The 24,706-nt window shown below is 42.0% G+C and carries 24 protein-coding genes; 15 read left to right on the top strand and 9 right to left on the bottom strand.

Features of this window, described 5'->3' with window-relative positions; translation table 11 throughout:
• Nucleotides 1-52 precede the first annotated feature (52 nt).
• A complete protein-coding gene (locus RMZ95_RS24425; protein WP_322682883.1) occupies nt 53-901 on the top strand; it encodes a pentapeptide repeat-containing protein in 849 nt (282 codons plus the stop codon).
• 93 nt (nt 902-994) lie between these two features.
• On the opposite strand, the gene RMZ95_RS24420 is transcribed toward RMZ95_RS24425, so the two are convergent.
• Nucleotides 995-1,195: a hypothetical protein gene (locus RMZ95_RS24420; protein ID WP_322682884.1), complete on the bottom strand. Its 201-nt coding sequence runs from the start codon at nt 1,193-1,195 to the stop codon at nt 995-997.
• Between the two features lie 151 nt (nt 1,196-1,346).
• Nucleotides 1,347-2,009, bottom strand: coding sequence for a HEAT repeat domain-containing protein (locus RMZ95_RS24415; RefSeq protein WP_322682885.1), 663 nt, complete (start codon nt 2,007-2,009; stop codon nt 1,347-1,349).
• A gap of 202 nt (nt 2,010-2,211) precedes the next feature.
• Between RMZ95_RS24415 and RMZ95_RS24410 the strand changes: the two genes are divergently transcribed.
• Both RMZ95_RS24410 and RMZ95_RS24405 read left to right on the top strand, forming a co-directional pair.
• Nucleotides 2,212-2,793 carry a phycobilisome protein gene (locus tag RMZ95_RS24410; RefSeq protein ID WP_322682886.1) on the top strand — a complete coding sequence of 194 codons (582 nt, stop codon included), beginning with the start codon at nt 2,212-2,214 and terminating at the stop codon, nt 2,791-2,793.
• A gap of 452 nt (nt 2,794-3,245) precedes the next feature.
• Nucleotides 3,246-4,109: a phycobilisome linker polypeptide gene (locus tag RMZ95_RS24405; protein ID WP_322682887.1), complete on the top strand. Its 864-nt coding sequence runs from the start codon at nt 3,246-3,248 to the stop codon at nt 4,107-4,109.
• Nucleotides 4,110-4,279: 170 nt separating this feature from the next.
• On the opposite strand, the gene RMZ95_RS24400 is transcribed toward RMZ95_RS24405, so the two are convergent.
• The gene (locus RMZ95_RS24400) at nt 4,280-4,444 is read right to left on the bottom strand and encodes a hypothetical protein (RefSeq protein WP_322682888.1); all 165 of its coding nucleotides are present in this window, start codon (nt 4,442-4,444) and stop codon (nt 4,280-4,282) included.
• A gap of 141 nt (nt 4,445-4,585) precedes the next feature.
• Between RMZ95_RS24400 and RMZ95_RS24395 the strand changes: the two genes are divergently transcribed.
• The 6 genes from RMZ95_RS24395 to RMZ95_RS24370 all read left to right on the top strand — a co-directional run bounded on the left by RMZ95_RS24395 (nt 4,586) and on the right by RMZ95_RS24370 (nt 9,920).
• On the top strand, nt 4,586-5,344 hold the full coding sequence (locus tag RMZ95_RS24395; protein ID WP_322682889.1) for a phycobilisome rod-core linker polypeptide: 759 nt from the start codon (nt 4,586-4,588) through the stop codon (nt 5,342-5,344).
• Between the two features lie 242 nt (nt 5,345-5,586).
• Nucleotides 5,587-6,111, top strand: a complete 525-nt coding sequence (locus RMZ95_RS24390; RefSeq protein ID WP_322682890.1) for a phycobiliprotein lyase — start codon at nt 5,587-5,589, stop codon at nt 6,109-6,111.
• Nucleotides 6,112-6,266: 155 nt separating this feature from the next.
• Nucleotides 6,267-6,896, top strand: a complete 630-nt coding sequence (locus RMZ95_RS24385) for a chromophore lyase CpcT/CpeT (protein WP_322682891.1) — start codon at nt 6,267-6,269, stop codon at nt 6,894-6,896.
• A complete protein-coding gene (locus RMZ95_RS24380; RefSeq protein ID WP_099102916.1) occupies nt 6,890-7,228 on the top strand; it encodes a CpeR family transcriptional regulator in 339 nt (112 codons plus the stop codon). Before RMZ95_RS24385 ends, RMZ95_RS24380 begins: the two co-directional genes overlap by 7 nt.
• A gap of 345 nt (nt 7,229-7,573) precedes the next feature.
• Complete coding sequence (locus tag RMZ95_RS24375) at nt 7,574-8,581, top strand: phycobilisome rod-core linker polypeptide (protein ID WP_322682892.1); 1,008 nt, start codon at nt 7,574-7,576, stop codon at nt 8,579-8,581.
• Nucleotides 8,582-9,002: 421 nt separating this feature from the next.
• A complete protein-coding gene (locus tag RMZ95_RS24370; RefSeq protein ID WP_322682893.1) occupies nt 9,003-9,920 on the top strand; it encodes a M23 family metallopeptidase in 918 nt (305 codons plus the stop codon).
• 262 nt (nt 9,921-10,182) lie between these two features.
• Here RMZ95_RS24370 and RMZ95_RS24365 read toward each other — a convergent pair whose 3' ends face one another.
• Nucleotides 10,183-11,037: a cyanophycinase gene (locus RMZ95_RS24365; protein ID WP_322682894.1), complete on the bottom strand. Its 855-nt coding sequence runs from the start codon at nt 11,035-11,037 to the stop codon at nt 10,183-10,185.
• A 399-nt stretch (nt 11,038-11,436) separates the two neighbouring features.
• A complete protein-coding gene (locus RMZ95_RS24360; protein ID WP_322674187.1) occupies nt 11,437-11,640 on the bottom strand; it encodes a hypothetical protein in 204 nt (67 codons plus the stop codon).
• 328 nt (nt 11,641-11,968) lie between these two features.
• Between RMZ95_RS24360 and RMZ95_RS24355 the strand changes: the two genes are divergently transcribed.
• Together RMZ95_RS24355 and RMZ95_RS24350 are read left to right on the top strand one after the other, a co-directional pair.
• On the top strand, nt 11,969-13,879 hold the full coding sequence (locus RMZ95_RS24355; protein WP_322682895.1) for an acetate--CoA ligase family protein: 1,911 nt from the start codon (nt 11,969-11,971) through the stop codon (nt 13,877-13,879).
• Nucleotides 13,880-14,098: 219 nt separating this feature from the next.
• A complete protein-coding gene (locus RMZ95_RS24350; protein ID WP_322682896.1) occupies nt 14,099-14,689 on the top strand; it encodes a thioredoxin family protein in 591 nt (196 codons plus the stop codon).
• A 77-nt stretch (nt 14,690-14,766) separates the two neighbouring features.
• Here the strand turns inward: RMZ95_RS24350 and RMZ95_RS24345 are convergent, their stop codons facing one another.
• From RMZ95_RS24345 to RMZ95_RS24330, 4 genes are all read right to left on the bottom strand, one after another.
• Entirely contained in the window at nt 14,767-15,786 is a 1,020-nt protein-coding gene (locus RMZ95_RS24345) for a sensor domain-containing diguanylate cyclase (protein ID WP_322682897.1), read from the bottom strand.
• 1,004 nt (nt 15,787-16,790) lie between these two features.
• Complete coding sequence (locus tag RMZ95_RS24340) at nt 16,791-16,976, bottom strand: hypothetical protein (protein ID WP_322682898.1); 186 nt, start codon at nt 16,974-16,976, stop codon at nt 16,791-16,793.
• Between the two features lie 173 nt (nt 16,977-17,149).
• A complete protein-coding gene (locus RMZ95_RS24335) occupies nt 17,150-17,380 on the bottom strand; it encodes a DUF6737 family protein (protein ID WP_104906287.1) in 231 nt (76 codons plus the stop codon).
• A gap of 59 nt (nt 17,381-17,439) precedes the next feature.
• Nucleotides 17,440-19,059: a cyclic peptide export ABC transporter gene (locus tag RMZ95_RS24330; RefSeq protein WP_322682899.1), complete on the bottom strand. Its 1,620-nt coding sequence runs from the start codon at nt 19,057-19,059 to the stop codon at nt 17,440-17,442.
• A gap of 406 nt (nt 19,060-19,465) precedes the next feature.
• On the opposite strand from RMZ95_RS24330, the gene RMZ95_RS24325 reads away from it, so the two are divergent.
• The 4 genes from RMZ95_RS24325 (at nt 19,466) to RMZ95_RS24310 (ending at nt 24,510) form a co-directional block, all read left to right on the top strand.
• The gene (locus tag RMZ95_RS24325; protein WP_322682900.1) at nt 19,466-20,344 is read left to right on the top strand and encodes an NAD(P)H-binding protein; all 879 of its coding nucleotides are present in this window, start codon (nt 19,466-19,468) and stop codon (nt 20,342-20,344) included.
• Nucleotides 20,345-20,635: 291 nt separating this feature from the next.
• Entirely contained in the window at nt 20,636-22,291 is a 1,656-nt protein-coding gene (locus RMZ95_RS24320; protein WP_322682901.1) for a B12-binding domain-containing radical SAM protein, read from the top strand.
• A 232-nt stretch (nt 22,292-22,523) separates the two neighbouring features.
• Nucleotides 22,524-23,327: an SDR family NAD(P)-dependent oxidoreductase gene (locus tag RMZ95_RS24315; protein ID WP_322682902.1), complete on the top strand. Its 804-nt coding sequence runs from the start codon at nt 22,524-22,526 to the stop codon at nt 23,325-23,327.
• Nucleotides 23,328-23,616: 289 nt separating this feature from the next.
• A complete protein-coding gene (locus RMZ95_RS24310; protein WP_409883671.1) occupies nt 23,617-24,510 on the top strand; it encodes an MBL fold metallo-hydrolase in 894 nt (297 codons plus the stop codon).
• Nucleotides 24,511-24,706: the final 196 nt, after the last annotated feature.

The raw sequence follows: 24,706 nt of genomic DNA, 5'->3' as shown, positions 1-24,706 counted from the left end.
CCGGTTTAGCTAAAGTGTAGAATAACTCCAAAAGTGATATTTTAATCAGCTGATGACAAATAGTGAAATTCAACTTATTACAAGCGATGCCTGCGGCAACGGCTTTGCCGAACGCCCCAGTCCAACTCCAGAAATCTTAACAGCTCTGAAAGCCGGAATCCCTGTGGATTCGATAGATTTGTACCAATTTAATCTCAAGGAAGTCGATTTCCGACAAGCTAACTTGAGTAAAGCCAATCTATTAGGAGCCGACCTTAGTGAAGTGCTATTAAGTAATCTCGATTTGAGTGGGGCAGATTTGCGAGGCGCTAATTTGCAAGGAGCCGATTTGAGTGGGGCTAATTTGCAGGGAGCCTATTTAAACCGTGCTGACCTCCAACAAGCAAATCTCAGTGGCGCAAATTTGGAGGGAGCCAAACTCCAAGTAGCACGTTATGATTTACAAACGAAATGGCCCGAAGAATATAACTACAAAACTTCGGGAGCGGTAGGGCCGGGTGCTAATCTCAATGGTGCTTTTCTGAATACAGCTTCTTTACGAAATGCAGATTTACAAGGTGCTAATCTGCGTGGAGCCTATCTGAGTGGCGCTGACTTGACAGGAGCCAATTTGCAAGGTGCTTCTTTGAGTGGTGCCGATCTAACAAAAGCTTATTTGACAGGGGCTTGCTTACGGAATGCTCGATTGACAGGAGCCGATTTGCGGGATACAGACCTGCGAGCAACCGATCTCAGTGATGCAGAGATGGAGCATCTTCAAAGTATTGCTGGGGCAGATTTTACTCTTGCTCAAGGACTCACAGAAGCAACTAAAGCTATGCTTTCCAGTCGTCCACATTCAGAACTCGATGTTTGGAACGCCTATACCCGCAAAACAACTCGTGAAAGTTTGAGTGCTTGACCGTGCCAATTTTAGATTTTAGATGCAAGCCGCGCTCCTTGTGAGCGAAATAAATCGATCCAAAATTGTTTGACCAGTTGCTCTGTAGTGAGTTTACAACGGCTGCCAGTTCTTTTTCAGGAGTGCTAAAAATGTCGCGTATCCTTCGGAAAAACCAGGCGGATCGGGTAGAACATATTGGGGAAATTCTTTATACGATCGCCAAGGTTCCGAAGCATTATGCCGCAAATGTAAGGCAATTTCTGAGGAACCTGGTAATCGCCAAGTCATTTGACCAGCTTGTATATCAGTCACAAATGCCTCCTCATCTCGAAAAAGTTGATCTTTTATTCCAGATTTTGGCAGATTAACCGGATATTTTGGTCAAATTTAAGGTAAAATAAAATATTTACTATTTATATAATAAGTTTTATCACAATATTGCATTGCAGACAAACCCACAGCGCTATTGTGGCAATAGGTCTTCTAAAGCAGCGCCAACAACCCGGTGATCTTTATCCTGTCTGAGTTGGTTCAGGGCTGCTTTGGCTTCCGGTTCATCAAATCGTTTGAGAGCATAGCTAACTCGCACGCGCATCCGCCAAGATTCATCATTCACCAACGTTAGTATTTGGGATAATGCCGCAGTATGTTGGCTAGAATTAGCTAGTAAGCCAAGTGCATCAACAGAAGATTCCTGAACTGTGAAATCTTCATCTTTTAAACCCTGAACGCATATATCAAATAGTTCTTCAGGGCAATCCATTTCAGCGATCGCAGCCAAAATGCTCCGTCTAACTAGCCAGTGGTCATCCTGATAATATGCCAAAACTAGATGAGAAACTGCGACTCTGCCAAATAGCGATAAAGAATTTGCCGCCTCAGCCCGCACGTTGGGAGTATCATCAAATTTCATAATTTGCATCAAAGCTGCAAAAGATTCCGCTGATTGTTGATTACCCAATCCCCTAGCCACAAAAGAACGCACCAAAAATTCTGAGTCATGAAGTTTGCTCGTAAGCAGAGGAACTGCAACTTCTGATTCATAATCATTTAGGGCGGCGATCGCCTTCAAACGATAGTGAAAATCTGGGTTCTTTAGTTCTGCTTGGATTTTATGGATTTCCATAAGTGCATTTGGTACAGCTATTCTTTATTTTAGGGCATTGGGCATAGGGCATTGGAAAAGAAGAGGCAAAGGCAGGAGGCAGGAGGCAGGAGGCAGAAGTTCTAAAATGTTTGAATTTTGAATGCGTGAATTTTGAATTGATTTGTCCCCCTTCCAGCACAATGCCCAATGCCCCATTCCCCATCCCCCATCCCCTAAATCAATGACTCAATTAAGCGAAACCGTTAAAGAATTAATCGCTAAAGCTAGAATTGTCAGCTTTGCTGAGTGGGAACAGTCCCATCCAAAAGCCGCGATCGCTATATTTCAAGCTGCGGATGATGCTTTTCGCTACCTCAGCGACGAAGATTTATCGCAGATTAAAACCTTGTCACCCGATAATTCTGAGTTGATTCCTGTTGCTCAATTGTTACGCGATCGCGCCGCCGAAATCGTTGATGAATCTAGAGAACAAGTGTTGGCAACTTATCCCGAAATTATCCAGCCTGGAGGCGGTCTTTATCCACCTGAACGCGCCCAAGCTTGCTGGCGAGATTTTTGGCATTTTCTTCGCTGCATTACTTATGGCATAGCAGGTGGCCACACTGAATATACAAGTCCCACAGGACTGCATTATATGAATTTGCTCTATCAGGAATTACAAGTTCCATTGGATGCAATGATTTTAGGCTTAAAAAGCATCAAAACTGCTAGTTTGAAACGCTGCCAAGCCGATCGGCAGCAAATTCTTGCTCCCTATTTTGACCATTTAATTAGCCAATTGGCTACTTTCCAAATTCGATAAGTTAAGTGGAAGTGGGCATGAATAATCAAAGGTTTGTAGTTAGAGCTTCAGCCTTGACTAACAGACAATATTACTTAATTTTATCTTGCATAAGATAGTTGAATTTATTCATGCCCACTGATTGAGATAAACTTAAGTAACTCAGCATAATTAATACTCTGGCTCAAGGGAATGGCAACATACCATCACTTGCATCCCAATTGCAAATCCAATACTAAAAAAAAGCTGAATTTTCTCTAAAGTATAATTTAACTTAACAAATTTTAATAAATATGGTTTCAGCATCGTATCACAATGTGTAAAGGCAAACGATGCAAAAACTTAAAATCATCACGACTAATAAGGATTTAAAGTCTCTATGTCCCCTACTTTGTCACTATGATGTAAAGTTTTTTAACATCTGCTGAATATCCTTCTCATAAAATTTAGTTATTAACTGGGAGATGGTTTGAATGGCTTTTGGACCAGCATCACGATTAGGGGTCGCTCTGTTTGAAGACACCGATCCTATTGATCTGTGGCCAAATCGCTCTAATGAGGATGTTGAAACCGTAATTAGAACTGTCTATAAACAAGTTCTAGGCAACGCTTATGTAATGGAGAGTGAGCGGCTTTCTGTTGCTGAATCTCAACTCAAACGGGGTGAGATTAGCGTTCGCGGGTTTGTGCGTCAAGTCGGGAAGTCAGAACTTTACCGTTCGCGGTTTTTTGATAACACCCCTCGTTATCGGGCGATTGAATTAAATTTCAGACATTTCTTTGGTCGTGCGCCATTGAATTTAGAAGAAACGCGTACACACAGCACTATTCTGGATACAAAGGGTTTTGAGGGTGAGATTGATTCTTATCTAGACAGCGACGAATACCAAGAAACTTTTGGGGAAAACATTGTGCCTTATATTCGGGGCTACAAAACCGAAGCTATTCAGAGTTTGGTTCAGTTTACCCACTTGTTTCAACTGGTACGTGGTTCTTCTAGCAGCAGCCTGAAAGGTGACTTAGCTGGCAAACAACCAAAATTAAACAGTTTGCTAATTCAAAGCACGCCTACTCCTGTGGTTTCACCAGCCAGCAAGGGCGCTACATTCCGCAACCCAACATCTACCCCTCGCACTCGTCAAGGTGTGGGTTCTGGTGATGATGGTAAGGTATACCGGATTGAAGTTACTGGCTACAAAGCAAATGTGGTAAATAATATTTCCAAATTTCGCCGCAGTAACCAAGTCTTTTTCGTGCCATACAATAAGCTTTCACAAGAGTATCAACGGATTCACAAGCAGGGTGGCACGATCGCCAGTATTACCCCTGTCAACTAAAGAATAAAAATTGGGGATTTAGAGATTAGGGATTGGGAAATAATTCCGGTGTACTCAGTCTCTAATCTTTCAATCCCCAGTGTCGCTCGTTCTGGGATTTACGCAAAACTAAACGCACTCAAGGGCAATACCTTGCGGAAAGCCGCTTCTGAGCGAGACACTCCGCATATCTAGCTTCCACCTAGAAGTATGCGTCTACATAAAATTGCCCTTACCTGAAAAGAATGATTTTCGGCTATTTTTTGCGTAAATCGCGATCGCTCAAAAGTTAGCCAAAGCGATCGCAAATTTGAGGTTTGACCAATTCCGCCGTCAGTTGTGATATACGAAGACATTTAACACACTTTCACAAACTAAAGTTTTACAAAAGCTAGTCAGTAGCAAAAATAACTGACAACTGATGGGAAATTCTACCTCCATAAGGGGTAGGATGCTCGGAAATTAAATTAAATTAGCGTTTTTCAGGAGATACCTCAATGTCACTTTGGGCAATTGATTCACCTAATGTTGAACTGCGTCCGAACACCAGCGAAAGTGAATTACAAACACTGATTCGGGCAGTTTACAAACAGGTTTTGGGTAATGCTCACTTGTTGTCAAGTGAGCGACTAGCCACTGCTGAATCGCAATTGCGCGATCGCAAAATCAGCGTCCGCGAATTCGTCAACATGGTTGCGAAATCAGAGATTTATCAATCCCTGTTTTTCAACTCTTCTTCCCAGTATCGGTTCATTGAACTGAACTTCAAACACCTACTAGGGCGTCCTCCTGCCGATCAAGCAGAAATTTCCGAACACGTCCGCATCTACAACGAACAGGGCTATGATGCTGAGATCGACTCCTATATCGATAGCAAGGAATATCAGCAGAATTTTGGCGAGAATATTGTTCCCTATGTTCGCAGCACAAGCTCCCAAATCGGAATTAAAAATGTTACCTTTAACCGCACCTTTAGCTTAGTCAGAGGATTCGCTAGCAGTGATAGCGATCGCCAAGCTAAACTAATCGGCGATATCGGTTCTAATTTATCCACATCCATCAAGGCTCCCGCAGCTGGTTCTAGTGTAAACAGCACCGACAAACGCTTCTTGATTAAGGCTGTCAAAGGTGCAGGTAATCTCCGTACTCGTTTGGGCAATCTCGAATATGTAGTTAACTACAACCAACTGTCTGGACAAGTGCAAAACATTCATCGCACAGGCGGCAAAATTATCAGTATCACTGAAGTTGCTTAGATTTGTCTAAGTAAGGAGACTGGGGACTGGGGACTGGGGACAAGGGGACAAGGGGACAAGGGGACAAGGGGACAAAAAAAACTCCTAACTCTTAACTCCTAACTCTTAACTCAGCACTCAGCACTCAGCACTCCAAATTCAGTTGTGGTCAAGGAGGCTAACATATAGACTAGGAGAATAACTTTCTTTTTTACCAAGATATCTCTTGGATTTTAAGCTACTTTTTTAAGATCACTTTTCTAATGGAAATTACTGACTTTTTTGAACTTTCAATTGGACGATGGCGATCGCAGCGTAGTGCTCATCATTTAGCATTTGCCCACTTTGAAGAAGTGTTATCTAACATTGAAATTGAGTCTCTATCCACCAGCGATCCAGCGGTGGTAGCAATCTGTCAATTGTATGACACTGAACCCAGCAGTATCACTCACCCTTTTCGGATGACTTGGGAAGGTGAGTCAGACTGGGACGATAAACCAATCTCTGGCAGTACTGTACTAGTACCAATTCCCGATGTCGAAAATCCTTCTAGAGGAAAACTTCTGCGGGACAAGGGGTACGCTGAAACAATTCCAGCAGTGGCTAAATATCATCTGAGTGATGATGGGATTTTTACCCTGTTAACAGAGTATGAACTCGCTGCTGCTGAGGAGCGAATTTGGTTTGCTAACCCAAATCTTCGGTTTCGGGTAGCGATGATTAAAACCAGTGATGGTAAAGGCGTGACTACAGCTTCCTTTTCTTCAGAGATTCGCTCTTTGTCTTAAACCAATTAGCAAATATCAGGTTAAAACATAAAAGGATACAAGCTCCTAAATTTATTTATGGAGATTGTAATACGTGAATACTTCTCCTGGCGGAGAGGCTACGCCAACGACAAGCTCAGTACAAGTTTTGAATTTTGAATTTGGAGCGAAGCGACGTGACGATAGCGCCCAGCGAATCTAGCACTAACGCTAGCGATTTGCTCACCTTAGCCTGTTGGATGGCAGGAGATTTTAGCAACTACAAGCAATCTTTTGCAAATCCGCAACTTTACGCCCACATTCACATTTATTTTCGTCCTTTACCGATTGAATTTTTTTCTGGTATCGGTTTCTATTCTGAACAAGCTTATGACCACGATTTATGGACACCCTATCGTCAAGGAGTACATCGACTAGTTGATTTGGGCGATCGCATTTATATCGAAAATTACAGCTTGAAAGATCAGATGCTTTATGCAGGCGCAGCTCGTGAATTAGATATCCTCAAAACCATCACTCCAGAAAGCATCGAACGGCGTTATCACTGTTCAATGGTTTTCCAACGAGAAGGTGAAATGTTTCGAGGTAGTGTGGAACCAGGCAATCAATGTCTGATTAAACGCAATGGATGCCAGACATATCTTGTCAGCGAAGTAGAAATAACTGAGCGTACTTGGATAAGTCTAGATAAAGGTATGGATATTGAAACCCACGAGCAAATATGGGGATCTACTGCTGGCCCATTACAATTTGAAAAACGGGAAAGTTTTGCTGATGAATTACGTGCGGTGAGCGCATTATGTTGATTCAGCTTGAATCTGTTAAAACCAAAATGTTGCCTCCACTGGCTGAAAAAAAGATGCGCTGCTGGATTCGCAGCCGCCACTTGATATGTTCGGGTAACTTTTTTATATTCGAGACATTAGAATATACAACGATTGAGAGATTTTCTGAGTGCGTTGCATCTTTAGGAGGGACAGTAATATCCGTTGACCCAGTTAATAAAATCTGGATGGGCGATCATCGCCAAGTAATTTTATATCAGGCAAAAGCTAGTTTACATACACCTCATCATACTTTGAAACAATACTGGATCAAATACGGTGGTTTCTACACTAGATTTGATGAGCGTGCTTGAGAGTTACTATCCTGTAGAAATTATTCTGACAGGCGTTTATACTCTAATTCAAAATTAAGTTTTGAATTTTAAATACTCCCCAAGGGGGTTGACGGCTAATTGTTAATGTCTAATTGCTAATTTCTCATTGTGATTAGCTGTTAGTTATTAATAGTTAGCCGTCTAAGTTTGTTAGAAAATGTAACTAAAAAATTCACCAAAACTTGATAAGTTAATATCAATAACCAGTAATTAGTAAATCTTAAGTAGGGACTGTTATGGCTTTGCATTTTAGTATTGTCATCCTGCTAAAGAAATTTTATTTTACTTGACAAATTAGTTACTTTTACCCACAAGAACCCAACTATGCAGACCTTCTTAGACGAAGAAACCAGACGACGCCAATATCAAGCATTTCCCCAAACAGAACCTATAGAACTGTGGAATACTGCTTCAGTTGATGACATTGAAATTGTAATTCGAGCAGTTTATCGGCAAGTGTTGGGTAATGCTTACATCATGGAAAGTGAGCGGCTCGTAGTTCCAGAATCCCAACTCAAGCAAGGTATAATCGATGTGCGTGAGTTTGTGCGTCAAGTTGCCAAATCAGAGTTATATCGCTCCAGATTTTTTGATAACGTTTACCGTTACCGAGCAATTGAACTTAACTTCAAGCACCTACTAGGTCGCGCTCCCGATGACTACTCCGAGACGATACATCACAGCAACATTCTAGATGAGAAAGGTTTTGAAGCGGATATTGATTCTTATCTTGATAGCGACGAGTATCTAGATGCCTTTGGCGAGAACATAGTGCCATATTACCGGGGTTATAAAACTCAAACGGGCAAAAAGATATTGGAATTTACCAATATGTTACAATTGCTGCGGAGCAACTCTAGCAGTGATAAGAACTTAGCAACGAATAATGAACCTCAACTGGTGCGATCGCTAATTACCAATGCTCCTTACGGTAGACAGAAACTCACGGATATTAGTGCATTGCTGGCTGAAATATTCAAGCCCAAGCCAGAAACTGCTGCTCCAGTTAATACCTTTATTGCAGCTTCCACAGCAGCCGAGGAAAGCTTGCGGCAAAAGATTAAAGAGCAAGAAAGCCAGATTGCAACTTTGCAACAACAATTAGCAGACTTACGACCATTTGCCAGCATCGGCACAACAAAATTTAGTAGTAGTTGGCAGTCTTCTAGTGTACCCACCAGCACAGGTGAATATACATCTTTGCAACAGCAAGCTGACGCCCAAGAAAAACAGATTTCAGCTTTGCAAGAGCAAATTGCTGATGCTCGACGATCTGCAACAATTGGGGAAGCTCGGTTGAATAAATGGCGCAGTCGCGTTTTTAATGGTTAATTTCTCTAATATTTCTCTAATGTTTAATTTTATCGGGTGGGTTAGGCAAGTTTAACTCACCTATTTTTTTACTGTAGACATGATATAAAATCAAGACCTCGTTGGTGAATTCAAAATCTAACAAGCTAAAAAGCTATAAACTCACTAAGCTAACGCGCCTACATATTGCACTATTTTCTGTGTAGACCGTCATTAGTCATTAGTCATTTGTGTTTACCAATTGGACTTTGGACAATTGACTTAGGACAACCTCTCCTGAAGGAGACGCTGCGCGTAGCTTGCTTCCCCAGAGGGGTACACCAGTTGATGTGCTTTTCTTTTTGCGTAACAGCTTAAAGATTTCCTGATATTTTCCGAGTAAGCTTGAAACAACAAATAATCAGAAAGTGTCTGAATTATTGTTCTAATAGACTTACAACTTATGCAAAAAGCTATAATTTATCGATACCGTACTTATGGACTAGTTGGGTTAATATCCTTAAGCGCTGTATTAACTACACCTAAATCTGCCTTAACACAATTGGCAGGCGATTCCCCAATTGGGCAAACTCCTATCCCTACTGCTAACTTAATCTGGCCAACTAAAGGGTTTATTTCTCAAGGCTTCCGCAAATATCAACATGAAGGCATTGATATTGCAGGGGCGGCTGGAACTCCTGTTGTTGCTGCGGCATCCGGTACAGTTGTTAAAGCAGGTTGGGATAATTGGGGATTAGGAAATGCCATAACTATTAAACATCTCGATGGCAGCATTACTGTCTATGGTCACAATCGCCGTTTGTTGGTGAGCAAGGGTCAACAGGTCATTCAAGGTCAAATGATTGCCGAGATGGGATCTACAGGCAATAGTACAGCACCTCATTTGCACTTTGAAGTTCATCCAAATGGTCGAATAGCAGTTGACCCTCTTCGTTTGTTGACATCCGTAACTGCAAGTGTTGGCTTTGGTTCTAAAATTCAGCAAGTGGATAACCAGAACCGCCCAGTTTCGCCACCCCCAGTAGCAAATCAAGTTTCACCCTCACAGCAGCCAATTCCTATAGATTTTGCACCTGTAAGCGCTGATACTAAATGTAATGGAATTAGTCTTATTGAAGGTGAGACTATAAGCTCTCGTATAAAAGTCTGTAAAGAAAATGGTCAATTATTTTATATTGGGCAATTGAAGCAAGCCCCAAGCAAGCCTATAAAGATAGTAGCTTTGAATATTGGTAAAGACAGATATCGAGCAGATAATGGTAGTTTTTATTATTTAGTCACTCCACAAAGAGTTGAAGTTTGGCGAAATGGCAGTCAGATTCGTTCTGACAGTTTTTATAGTTTAAGGAAATCGCCTTGATATTCTTTCTACCTTACTTACTTTGATGAAGATGGTTATTTTAAATATCACTCTTTGCTATACCAGATTGTTAAAAACTTAACTACTATGCAAACTGTATTTCGCTTAAACTCAGGTTTTGAAGCGCTTTGATATCCCCTGCCTATTAAAGGTTCAGACAGGGGGTATTACAGCAATTAGTTGAAGAAGAATGCAGAATTCAGAATTTTGACTCCTGAATTCTGTTCAATAAAACTTTCTGTTTAAATACACTTGCTAAAAGTTAAGTGTTAATTGAAGCAAGTGGTTGAGAGGCATTTGATACAGAGCCATTGTTTACGAGAGGTTGACGAGTTTTCAGGTCAAATTTGAAGCCATGTGGCAAAATATGAAGCTTTGCTCCACAAATTGCCAAAGACTCATCCTTCAAAATTTCGCCCATATTGTTATATGTAGCTTCTGATTCATCAACAATCGTAACCGCACCTTCACCAATCACTTCAATTTGGTTATCTACTACTACCATAGCGGTATTTTCGTCAATACCAAATCCCAAGACAGCAGGCTGTAGTATCAAAGCTGATATTAAACGTCCCAAGCGTCCCCGTTGGGAAAAATGCTGGTCAATTACTACCCCTGGTAAAAATCCCATACCTGGGCCCATTTCAACAGTTTCAATCCGAGGATGTGTTTCTGAGTCGCCTTCCACAATCATTACGTCTGGCATCACAGCAGCTCCGGCGCTTGTGCCTGCTATAACTGCGCCTTCAGAATAGCGCTGGTGAATCGCCGCATCGATTTCGGTGTCCTTGAGGATGTTGGTAATACGAGCTTGATCTCCCCCTGTAAAAAACACCCCAGTTGCTTTATTAATAGCTTCCAACGCGGTAGATGAAGCTGCATCTTCACGGGTTTCTGTATCAATAATGCGAACAGTTTCGGCTCCCAGGCGCTCAAACACTCTGATGTAATTTTCTCCCACTTCTCTTGGTAGTTCTGTGGCTGCTGTCAGAATTACAATATACGCCTTTGTACCTCCAGCGCGTCTGACAAAGTCCCGCAAAATTACGGAATCACCCTCTTTATCTTCGGCTCCGCCAATAATTACTAACTGCTTTTTGATATTACTTTCAACCATGATGCTCCCTGGGATTTGAGTTAATAAATTTCACTAAAACATGACAATTCAATGTATCAAATCATCCCTTTGATAGATTACTTGATAAAAGTAGGGTTAACATTTGCGTAGACGCATACCCCTACGGGGATCTTGCTATGCAAAGCGTCTGTCTGCGACACGCTGTTCGCGTTCGTACAGAAGCGGCTTGTCGTTAGACATCGCAATTAGACCAAAATACTTTTCTGAAAAATTATTTAATTTTCCAGTCACTAAATAAAATCTACAACATCAACTGCCTCTAGAAGTATTTTCTAGAGGCATTTTTGGCAATATTGCTAACGATCTATTGGAGATTTATCGGGCGATGCGAGTAATTGGTATTGACCCTAGATGCAAATAGATATCTGATGGCAAGTTCTAATGAATCCGACTTTTGTAAAGCAAGTTAGTTAAGAAAAAACGTGCTTGTTCGAGTGGGAGATGCCTGGGTTTGCCTTGGTAGACAATTTGATATTCATTCATGTCTGGGCCATCCCCATGTCCAGAGATCAGCTTTTGGTGAAAAGCTTCGTCAGCCAGTTCTCGAATTTCATCTCTTAGAGCAGCTTGTGTGCTATTCATACTTTGCTGTCTTTTTATACTGTCTTTTTAATGCCCTACATATATTTATACAATTTTAGGATGAGTGTTGTACCTTTCAAAGGTTATATCTTTAATTATTCATGAGGATGAATTGACTGTTCTTGGTTCCTAACAGAAGATTGAAGATTTAATTATGCCTTAAGATAGTTAAAAATGCTTAGTAATAAAGTTAACGTGGGTTCTGATTAGCTCAGTGGCAAAGCCATCACTCTCCAAAATTAACCTGAGTCAATCTACAATCTATAAGTCTGAGTAATTACAACTCAGCATTAAAAATTTAGGGTGTTTAGCCGAAGGTTCGTAATCAATGGTTCTACAAAAAAGCAGTGAATTAGTCCGCATTAATGCTAGAAGAACGGATGTATTCGATATTTTCAACTTCAAGCATTACCTTGGCCCCAACCCTTATTTAAATGTAGGGGCGCTAGCATTTGATTTTGCTCTAATTGACTCTAGAGAGCCTTTGCCCATTGAAGATTATATTGCCAGCATTGGCGATCGCTATCCAAATCTTCGCGAGCAAACCTACGAATCTTATGCCCATCTCTTTGCCCAAGTTGTATCCGAAGCCGCAAAATTGGACATGGATTTACACCTTCATCGCTGGAGTGTGAAGCCATATCCAAATCTCACCCGGATTAGCATTCAATCACTACATGAACGCACAACTAGAGAGGTAATTTACTTTGTTTGGGATTGGTTTGAAGCCATTACCCAAGATGAAGACTTTGCTTTTGATGACCAGCTGGTAAGGCTGCAAGATAAATTTCGCGCATCTGTCTACGGAGGCCCCACGGTTTACGCCCTATTGCGAACAGCTTATGAAAAAGGTATTCCCGCCTTTTATTTGTGGGAAGAAGGATTGATGCAATACGGTTTAGGAAAAAAACACGTCCGGGGAGTAGCAACAACATTTAACTGCGATAGCCATCTAGATTCGGAATTTACTACCCGCAAGGATGATTGTAAGGCATTTTTGAAAACCTTGGGTTTCCCAGTACCTGAAGGTAGTATTGTCTTTACCGAAAAAGAAGCTTTGGCAGCAGCACGAGAAATTGGCTACCCAGTGGCAGTTAAGCCAGTGGTAGGTCACAAAGGAATTGGTGTCACGGCTGATGTACAAGACTCAAAAGAACTGATATCTGCTTTTAATCGGTCACTGGCAGCGATTCCTGAAAATCAGCAAACCCGAATAATTGTTGAGAAAAGCATCACAGGATCGGATTTTCGTATGCTGTGTGTTAATGGTCGATTTGTCGCCGCCACAGAACGCCGTCCCGCATCAGTTGTGGGTGATGGGTATTTAACGCTTGCAGAGTTAATTCGCCAAGAAAACCGCAAACCTGCACGTTTAGACACGCCAACCTCGCCGATGAGTAAAATTCAGATTGATGAAGCGATGGAACTCTACCTAGAAGAACAGCGCTTATCATTAGAAAGCGTGATTGAGAAAGGACGCACTGTTTACCTGCGTAAAGTTGCCAATCTTTCAGCTGGAGGTATGAGCATCGATGCAACCCCGACAGTTCATGATGACAATATTATCTTGGCGCAAGATATTGCCCAACATTTCCAATTGACTTGCCTGGGGATTGATGTAATCACCAAAAGTCTTGCAGAATCTTGGAAATCCAGTAACTTTGCCATCCTGGAAATCAATGCTGCACCAGGCGTTTTAATGCATCTGAAACCTTCTGTTGGTGAAAGTGTTGATGTACCTTCTCATATTTTAGAAACCTTTTTTGAGTCGGGTACAGATGCCAGGATACCAATTATTACCTTTAACAAAATCTCAGTTGAAGAACTGCAAGAAACGATTGACCATATCCTTTTGCAAAATCCCAACTGGACAATAGGTGCTGTTTGTCGTGATGCCGTTTTTGTGAATCGCTCGAAAAAAGTATTAAGCAAAGATTACAACAATAATGTTCAAACTTTGTTGCGTCATCCCAAACTTGATTTACTAATTGCCGAGTATCCTGAAGAAATCCTCGAAGAACAGGGCATATTTTACCAAAATAGTAATATCGTAGTTTTGGATAATCCCACCGAAATTGAGATGATTTTGGCGCGAGATGTTTTCGATGGTTCGACTGTGGTGATTAAAAAAGGCAACGATATTTCTATTCGTCGCAAAGGGTTGATTGAAGATTATACTTTGGGTGAAGATGAACCATTTACGCGGGTTTATTTGAAGGAAACTGGAGCAATTTTGTAAGTTAAGTAAATAGGGGACTGGGGATTGGGGACTGGGGACTGGGGAGTAGGCGGGTAGGGGAGAATAATTTATAACCAATGCCCAATGCCCAATGCCCAATGCCCAATCCCCAATCCCCAACCCCCAGTTCAACTGTTCCAAAGCTAGAGAAATTAAAGAGCGTAGAGTCAGCTAAACTAAAGAAGAAATTGCTTAAGAAGTTTTAATAATTGTGCTGTTATGAGTACTGATTCATCTGTTAATTCTCCCGAAAAACCTGAATCTATATTCGGGAAGCGTCTGAGAAACTTCTTAATTGTAATGGTAGCGATCGCACTTAGCGTTTCCCTCGTCTTAGGATTGCGAACTGAAACAACCTCGGCAACTCTAGCTAAGTTAAGCGAGACTTCCACACCGTTAGAAGTAGCCCTCAGCAATGGCAAACCATCTCTAGTAGAGTTTTATGCTGATTGGTGTACTGTCTGCCAAAAAATGGCACCAGATATCACTCAACTAGAAACAGAGTATGCTGACAAGATGAATTTTGTCATGTTGAATGTAGATAATACCAAGTGGCTGCCGGAAATGCTGAGATTTCGGGTGGATGGAATTCCTCATTTTGTATTTTTGAGTCAGCAAGGAGAAACCATAGCCCAAGCGATCGGCGATCAACCTCGGAAGATTATGGCTAGTAACTTAGAAGCTTTGGTTACTGGTTCCTCTCTCCCCTACGCTCAAGCTAGCGGTAAAGTTTCTAAGTTTTCAGCCCCAGTAGCACCAACGGCGAATCAAGATGATCCCCGCAGTCATGGGAGCCAGGTGGTAAATTAAAATAATTCGTAATACTTCGGCTACGCTCAGTACAAGTTCGTAATTCGTAGTTAAAGACTGTTATGTGATGGGATATTCTATGTAACTGATTGCCGCTTGAGACGCTTTTGAGCATACATTAATTTGTCAGACCTAGCGATTAGTTGTTCTAGTGACATATTGCTCTCTGGTGAGTAACGCTCTATGCCAATACTCATCGAAAGTTTATAGCTACGGTTTTGCTGTTGATTAAAGTTAGCGATATTTGTTTGTAGACGCGCTTGGATACTATCAGCGTCCTTAAAGTAGCTAGAGATGAAAACAATGAACTCATCTCCACCCAAGCGGGCAACAATATCTGAACTCCGAAAACTTTGCTTAAGTAATCGACCAGCATCAATAATCAAGGCATCTCCCATGTCATGACCAAGGGTGTCGTTAATCTGTTTTAGTCCATCTAAATCAATGAAAATAACCCAGCAAAACACTTTCATGCGGTGAGCAATTTTCAACTGCTGTGCAGCCATCAGCAAGAAAGCACGTCGGTTATGCAAACCTGTTAGTTCATCAGTCAGCGATAACTGTCTTCCTTCAATCTCTGCTTGTTTGCGGTAGCGAACTTCCTGAATGAGTTCTATTTGAGCGATCGCCTGACGACTTAGGCGGCGCAGTGCATCTAACTGCTGATAATTTAAGTGATGAGGAATGGTATCTAGAACACACAACGTCCCAATTGGAAGACCATCAGGCGTAATTAAAGGAACACCAGCATAAAAACGAATTTTGGGATTACCTTTGACTAAGGGATTGTTATTAAAGCGATCGTCTTTAAGGGCGTTAGGAACCACTAATATTTCCTCTGGTTGCAGAATGGCATAAGAACAAAAAGACCCATCTCTGGCTATTTCGCTGCTTTCTAGTCCAAGCTTAGATTTAAACCATTGGCGATCGCTATCAACTAAGCTAATTAAAGCAATTGGAGTCTTACAAATGTAGGCAGCGATCGCAGTTAGGTCATCAAATGCTTGTTCGGGTAGGGTATCTAGAATATTGTAGTCTGCCAGCGCTTTGAGCCTTTGTGCTTCATTGTCAGGTAGAGGAACAGGTTGGGTTTTCACAGATGAATGTCTACGCCTTAGCCAGGAAAGTCTAGGGCATTGTAAATTTTGAAACAACCGCGGTATTACCTCTCCAGCTACAAGGCTGGGTAACATAAATATCTCTGCAACGAAAATCAACATTCGGTTGAATATACAGAAATATTTTATTACATTATGTGCTTCATGCCTTTGGTTTACTCTGTTGTTCATGTCACCCTAACTTTCCCTGTGCAAATTACCTAACTATTTAGATACTTACAAGGTCTTTTGCCCTAAAGAAGCTTAATAAATATCAATTTTATTAAAAAATTATTAAAACTTATTCTATTGTTAGAGTTCTTTATCATGGATTAATGTTTTTGATACTAGTAATTAGTTTATATCTACGTAAGTTCCGAGGGTTAGAAACCGATTAGGAGAACTTCTTCTTATAATTTTCTTGAGCGATCGCTTAACTTTGCAGCACAGTTTTGCTCATCTCTGCACGCTTACGCAGATATAATACGTATTTTAGAAGAAGTGGTAGACCTCCCTCCTTACCAAGGGCAGCTACGGTGTATACACAAGTCTGAAATAGCCGAGAAATCACGGTTTTACCCCACCCTAACCCTCCCCTTATAAAGGGGAGGGAACCGGATTTTTCTTATTTCCCCCCTTTATAAGGGGGGATTAAGGGGGGTAATTTGACTTGTACACACACCGTAGTATGTCTTGAGGAGGGAACTAAATTTTCTGTTGTCCCCCTTGATAAGGCAGGGCTGATTCATTCCCTAAAAGGCGCTGATTTACAAGCGTTTCAAGCAAAAAAATCAGGTGACTAAAAAATCTGACTCAACTCACGAATGATTTAGGACTGCTATATAAGCAACAGATACCTCGAAGTCATGTTGAAGTACTTGAAAGTCGTTTTGAAGTACTTGAAAGTCGTTTTGAGGTACTTGAAAGTCGTGTTGAGGTACTTCAAAGTCGTGTTGAGGTACTCCAAAGTCGTGTTGAGGTACTTCAAAGTCGTTTTGAGGTACTTAAAAGTCGTGTTGAGGTACTTCAAAGTCGTTTTGAGGTACTTCAAAGTCGTTTTGAGGTACTCCAAAGTCGTTTTGAGGTACTCCAAAGTCGTTTTGAGGTACTTCAAACTTAGTCGCACCGCGATCGAGTACATAGGTGCGTAGGCGTAGCCCGTTGTAGGCATCGCTTTCATAAATCCTCACAAACAAGTCGATTGTTTGATTTTTCAGACAGTCGCTACATCGATAGATTTTATTACAAGTAATCACCCGAACTTGATATAATTAGCTGCATACAATCAGATATACTAAATCTCGAACGTGGTGGAATAATTTTCTCTACCTAGACTAATTTCCCGCATTACATTAAGCTCAAACTACTCTTTATACGACTCTAAAATTCCACTGCGAATCATTAGTTGTGGCCAAAACAACACAAAAAATACCATCCACGTTCCTATCGGGATGGAAACGAGAACTGTTAGCCAGATAGTTTTAAATAGTAACCAGCTACCACCAATCAGTGTTACACCCGTGAGAACTATAGACCAAGGTTGACACCACCAAGGTTTGTAGTTCCAAGGATTTATGGGCTTTTGTTCAGACATTAGTTTTATTTAGTCAAACTCCAAATATTATTTTAATAATTATGAATGATTTTGCCAGATTAAGTTTTATCGTACTCTATTTTGCCATAGTCAAGTTTGATAATTCGGTCTGCTAAATGAAAATAGCGATCGTCATGGCTAATCACCAGTACTGTTTTACCCCGCGATCGCAGTTCTGGGAGAAGTTGAGTGTAGAATATTTCTTTGAATACTGGATCTTGATCGGCTGCCCACTCATCAAATAGATAAATTGGTCGATCTTCCAAGTAGGCTGTGAGTAAAGCTAGCCGTTTTCGTTGTCCTTGAGAAAGAGCAGTGGTAGAAATTTGTCCATTTTCAACTTTCACTTTATGGTCTAGTTGCAGTTTTTGTAAATATTTTCTGGCTTGAGCATCCAAGTGAGAATTTTTTAATCCTAAAAGTTCTTCAAATAAATAAAAGTCGGAAAACACCACGGAAAAATGCTGGCGATACCATTCTCGATTCTCTTCGCTAATTAACTCGTCATCAAACCAGATTTCGCCGTTGTCTGGGATATAAAGCCCAGTAATTAATTTAGCTAATGTAGATTTACCGCTACCATTACCGCCGACAATAAAGACTAATTCTTGAGGATAAAGTGTTAACTCGACGGGGCCAAAAACAAAGCTATTGTCTTCTTGCTCTGTGTAGTAAGTGTGGGTGACACTTTGAAACTTTAACCTGTGCCAGTCAGATTTCAGAGCAGGTGGAACAGTGGATATTTCAGTTCGACTAGCTAGAGATAAACCCAGTGATTCGATTTTTTGTAAGGCAATGCTAGCTTTGCTTAATAGAGGAAGTTTACTGATGATGTTATCCATTGGTAACACCAAGTATGTGAAGGTCAAAATGTAGCCAGAGAGAGTTTCGGGATTGATAGTAAGCAGATTAGGCAACACGAATAATACAAAACCGAGAGCAAAAAAGAATATGAGTTGACCCCAGCTTGAAGTTATGGCAAAAAGGCTTAGACCGTTAACATTATGATGACGAAACTCGTTAGCAGTTGATTGTAATTTCTCTTCTAAAAAATCTTCCCGCCGCTTGTAATTTAGTTTAAGTTCCTTGACTCCTTCGGTAATCGTGCGAAAATGTTTAAATAGATAATCTTCATCTTCACGAGCTAGAGTAAGTAATTGTCCGCCTCTGTTGAGTAGCCACTGACAACTAGCGATCGCAACTACTGAAATCCCACAAACCATCAACAATACTAACCAAGAAAGCCAGGTTATATACGTTATACAACCCAGGACGATCGCTAAATTAATAAAGATAAAAGGCATCTGATAAACAGCATTAGCCACCGCCTGAATATCTTCTGTTAAAGTAGCCAATAATCGAGGATTCCCTAAGCGTTCTAAATGACTCAACTCGGAAGCGAGAATCTGGCGACTTAAACGCATCCGTAATTGCAAGACTGCATTCTGAGAAAGGCGAATCAGCATCACTTGAGAAACGATACTGGTAATTAGTGCAACTATAGCCAGCCCCGCAAAACCCCAAATTATCGATGTGAGGCGGGAAGCATTACCGCTACTTGCAGCATGGCTAATTAAGGCAATCAAGCCAGCACTACTACCGCCACTCAAAAATCCGGTAGCGATCGCGATCGCCACCATCCCCCACGAAGAACGCAAAAGAAAGTAAATCAAATTCATGACAGATGCCTATACCCAGTTGGACACAACAAAAAATGAAAATCTTTCTTTTTATGTCCCATGCGCGATTTCCATAATAGTTGTTTGCCAACCAATTAAATTTGCATTGCTAGGCTAGATTTTATATTTTACCAGTTAAACATCCCTTCAAAGATCGCCAGAAATCATGCACAAGGTCAGTAAATTGCAAAGTTTTTCTCAAGGGCTACGCCTGTGCCAATTCAATTCCCCGTACATATTAGTTCTAAATAATACCTAAATTTTAATAAAACTTATATTCATGAAAAGAGTTTCAAAAAATGAAATTATAAGGAACCTACCCCCATCCTAATAATTACCATTAACTTCACCAAAAGAAATAGCACTAACCAATTCAGAAATCATCGCAAACAAAAACGAAATATTTATGAAAGTTATAGTAACAGGTTCGTTAGGAAACATCAGCAAGCCACTGGCAAAGGAGTTAGTGCAAAAAGGTCATACGGTTACGGTTATCAGCAGCAAGCCGGAAAAGCAAAAAGACATTGAAGCTTTGGGCGCCACCGCTGCCATCGGCTCACTGGAAGACGTTAATTTTCTGGTGTCCACCTTTACTGGTGCTGATGCCGTGTATGCTATGGTGCCGCCAAACTATACCGTGCCCGATCCAAGAGAGTATTACCAGAAAACTGGCAGCAACTATGCACAAGCCATTCAACGGTCGGGCGTAAAGTGTGTAGTTCATCTCAGCAGTATGGGCGCGAATTTAGATAAAGGCACCGGATTCATCCTCGGTTCTCACGATGTAGAAGGCATTTTGAATGAGCTGTCAGACGTAGCCATTACGCATCTGCGCCCTGGTTACTTCTACTACAATCTCTACAACTTTGTAGATATGATAAAAGGGCTGGGCTTTATTGGCGCAAACTATGGTGGCGACGACAAGCTTGTAATGGTTGCCCCAAGAGATATTGCCGCCGCCGCCGCAGAAGAGATAGAAACAGCTGCTATCGGCAAGCAAGTACGGTATGTGGCAAGTGACGAGCATACGGCCAACGAAACCGCTCACATCTTAGGTGCCGCCATTGGCAAGCCGGATTTAAAATGGGTAATCTTGACCGATGAGCAAACACAAAGCGGTTTGGAAGAGAGTGGAATGTCGGCACATATTGCGGCCAACTTTGTTGAAATGGGCAGCAGCATTCACAACGGCGCATCGCGGCAGGATTATGAACTGCATAAGCCAATTGCTATGGGCAAAGTAAAGTTGGAAGATTTTGCAAAAGAATTTGCTGCTGCTTTTTAACAAGGAATTTACGCCCATCCTAATAATTACTCTTGACTTCACCAAAATAACTAGCCCTAACCGATTCAGAAACCCTTGAGGAAGTTATTAATTGTTTAGTTTGAAAAAACTTTGCGATTTACTGAAGGTAAGATTGGGCGATTTATAATCTTTAAGACTTTGTTTTGAGCAAAAATACATTTCTAATTCCTTCTGCCTCCTACCTTTCTTTGGTAAGCTAGTTGGAATTACAGCTAATTATGTCAATAAACTGTCAAATTACCTGCTCAGTTTTCCAGGGTGAAATTTGCGATGACTGTAAATTTAAAGTCTTTAGAGAATCAAATTAACGTCGCGGGCAATTCTAAAACCGCTTCTGTCACTCAAGGAACCCGCTACGTTCCTTCGCACCATCGACGCATTCTGTGTATTTTTCCCAAGTACAGCCGTTCTTTTGGTACTTTTCATCACGCTTACCCACTTATGGGTAGTGTTCGGGCTTTTATGCCACCCCAAGGTATTTTAATTGTGGCTGCTTACTTACCTAAAGAGTGGGAAGTGCGGTTTATTGATGAAAATGTCAAATCAGCAAGTAGGGCTGATTACCAATGGGCTGATGTGGTGATTGTGAGTGGAATGCATATCCAAAAACCACAGATTAATCAAATTAACGAACTTGCCCACCGAGTGGGGAAAATCACCGTTGTGGGCGGCCCCTCGGTATCTGGGTGTCCAGAATATTATCCTGATTTTGACATTTTACACTTGGGCGAATTGGGAGATGCTAGCGATCGCATGATCGAATATCTAGACCAAAACCTCAAACGTCCCCAACAACAAATTCGCTTTGAAACTAAGGAACGTTTACCCTTAACAGAGTTTCCCACCCCAGCTTATCATTTGCTGAATATCAATGATTATTTCCTAGCAAATGTGCAGTTTTCTAGTGGCTGCCCTTATCACTGCGAGTTTTGCGATATTCCCGAACTCTATGGCAACAGTCCCCGGATGAAAACACCAGAGCAAGTAGTCGCGGAGTTAGACGCAATGCGACAATCAGGCAATTTGGGGGCAGTGTATTTTGTCGATGATAACTTTGTTGGCGATCGCCGCGCCGCCATGAAGTTACTTCCTCATCTGATTGACTGGCAAAAACGCAATGGCTATCCTATCCAGTTTGCCTGTGAAGCAACGCTCAACCTAGCTCAAAGTCCAAAGCTGTTGGAAATGATGCGTGAAGCTTATTTCTGCACAATCTTTTGCGGTATCGAAACACCAGAACCAAATGCCCTTCATGCGATTTCCAAAGACCAAAACCTAAGTATGCCAATCTTAAAAGCGATTCAGATTTTAAATAGTTATGGCATGGAAGTAGTTTCAGGAATCATTATTGGGTTAGATACTGATACACCAGAAACAGCAGACCGAATTCTCGAATTTATTCGGGCATCGCAAATTCCAATGTTGACAATTAACCTGCTTCATGCGTTACCGAGAACTCCATTATGGCGGAGATTAGAAGCAGAAGGACGACTTGTCTATGATGAAAGCCGGGAATCAAATGTTGAATTTTTGATGCCTTACGAACAAGTTATTGAAATGTGGCGGCGCTGTATTACAACTGCTTATGAGCCAGAATTTTTATATCAGCGATTTGCCTACAATATGGAACACACCTATCCAAATCGCATCGAAGTTCCTAACAGTCCATCTCGCACTTCTGGGGCTAATATTCGCAAGGGTTTAACTTATTTAACCAATATTTTGCTGCGGATAGGCTTATTTAGTAACTATCGCCAGACTTTTTGGAAAATGGCCAAGCCAGCACTAAAAGCAGGTAATATTGAAAACTTGGTTCACGTTGGACTTGTCGGACATCATTTAATTAAGTTTGCCCAAGATTGCGCCAAAAATGAAGAATCGGCTTCATTTTATTCCCAAAAAATCGTTACGAAAGTTCGTAGCTAAGGTAACACTTAAAATAAGTTTTGAGAGCCTGAAAATCTGTTAGAGGTATATACAGAACTGTAAAAAAGTAACCTTGAAGATACACTCGCGATACTTCCTTAGAAAGACGCGATCGCACTGCCACCTGCCTAAGATTGTAAGGGTTGAAAGCCCACAGTCCATGCAATTATTTGGTAGCGATAAAACCATCGCCAGCGAGTGTGGAGCAGTTACATAGGAATTTTAGATGGTTATGAACAGTTCAGTGACCCGACCCTTGGCTGTCGTGACAGGTGCCTCTAACGGCATCGGTTATGAACTTGCAAAACAGTTTGCTCAAAACGGCTTCGATCTCCTAGTTACAGCCACCGGATCGAGCATTGACGAAGCGGCTCAAGCCTTCAAGGGGCTGGGTGCTAAAGTTGAAACGGTGCAGGCCGATCTCGCTAGCTATGACGGTGTTGAAACACTCTACAACCAGATTAAGGCCACTGGGCGACCAGTAGATGCGATCGCCATCAACGCAGGTGTTGGTGTCGGTGGTGATTTCGCCCGTGAAACCGACCTAAAGGACGAACTCAATCTGATCGATCTAAATGTCGTATCCTCTGTACATCTTGCCAAACGGGTAGTAAAGGATATGGTTGAGCTTGGCAAGGGTCGAATCCTGTTCACATCGTCAATTGCCGCCCTGATGCCCGGCCCGTTCGAGACAGTTTATGCCGCCTCCAAGGCTTTTGTGCATTCCTTTTCGGAGGGGTTACGCAACGAATTGAAGGACACGGGCGTTACCGTTACCGCCCTGATGCCGGGGCCCACCGATACCAACTTCTTTCACCGCGCGGGTATGGACGACACAAAAGTGGGCACGGATCAAAAGGACGATCCGGCTGAGGTCGCCAAGCAGGGTTTTGAAGCCTTGATGGCAGGCAAGGATCACATCATCGCCGGTTCCCTCAAAACGAAGCTTCTGGCGAATGTTAGTAAGGTTTTACCTGATACAGTCAGTGCTGAACAGCATCGCAAGCTCAGTGAGCCGGAGTCAGGCAACAAGTAATTTGCACCTAGTCAAGACTCATTTTAAGCGTTCTAAAAAATAAATTATCCCAAATTATTTGCACATCTGTAGGGGCGCACAGCTGTGCATTGCTGTCAACTTAAGCTGAAAGCTTTTTCAAATCTCGTTTCCAGCCTCTGGGCTGGAAATGCACTTCAATTGGGCTGCTGCCGCCAGCAAGGGAGGCGGAGCCTCTAGGACGGTATTCCCAGTCGGAGCAGGGGAACGAGACAATATCTAAAAGCTGGTTATAGGCTGACTTTCACGTAAAGTTGACACCAATGCACAGATGTGCGCCCCTACTCACTTTGACAGTCAAAGTCGTAACGGAGGATTCATGCAAATTCATCATCTCAACTGCGGCTGTATGTGCCCGATTGGTGGGGCCCTCTTCGATGGCTTCAGTCGCGGCCCGAAAGCTCACCTCGTCTGCCACTGTCTGCTGATCGAGACAGAGCAGGGACTTGTTCTGATTGATACTGGCTTCGGGCTGCGCGATATCAACTCGCCTTACTCCCGCCTCAGCCCGTTCTTCATTCATTTCAATGGCATCCAGTTTGATAAAAAATACACAGCAGTCGATCAAATTGAAAAGTTGGGATTTTCCGCGCGAGATGTGCGTCATATTGTGCTTACCCACCTTGATTTCGATCATGCCGGTGGTCTGGAAGATTTCCCAGAAGCAACGGTACACGTGATGCAGACTGAGATGGAAACCGCCCAGGATCGGCGCGGATTCATCGCTAAAAGGCGCTTTCGTCCAGAACAGTGGGATGAGGTTAAGCACTGGAAATACTATTCGGCGGGAGGCGAACCTTGGTTCGGTTTTGAAGCAGTACGTAACCTCGATGGGCTACCGCCAGAGATTCTCCTCATTCCCCTTGTTGGTCACACACGAGGTCATGCTGGTATCGCCATAAATACACCAGAGGGTTGGCTTTTGCACGCAGGTGATGCCTATTTTTATCGGCACGAGATGGACTCAGCCAAAAAAAGCTGCACGCCAGGTTTACGCGCCTACCAATGGATGATGGAAGTGGATCGTCAGGCTCGATTGCTCAATCAAGATCGGCTACGCGCATTATCAAGCGATCGCAATAAAGATGTACGCCTGTTCTGTAGTCATGATGCTGTCGAGTTCAAAGCATTCGCTGACCAATCTAGTACAACACGGCGGAAATAAACTAATCATTCCAAATCAATGAAAGCTTGGTTATAGCGATTCCCAGTTAAGTGAGGTACAGATAATATTTTGAAATGCAGAGGCACGCAAAGTAAAGCGCAGAGGTACGCAGAAATTTTTCGCTCAGACGGCAGATTCGTTGGGTGCGTGGTAAACGAGTTTCTCGTCCTTGGGGTATCTAGGACTAATTTTTACC

This window comes from Nostoc sp. DedQUE07 (genome assembly GCF_034530975.2).
Lineage (GTDB): Bacteria > Cyanobacteriota > Cyanobacteriia > Cyanobacteriales > Nostocaceae > Nostoc.
The sequence above is the reverse complement of the archived record's forward strand: the minus strand, read 5'-3'. Positions and strand labels throughout refer to the sequence as shown.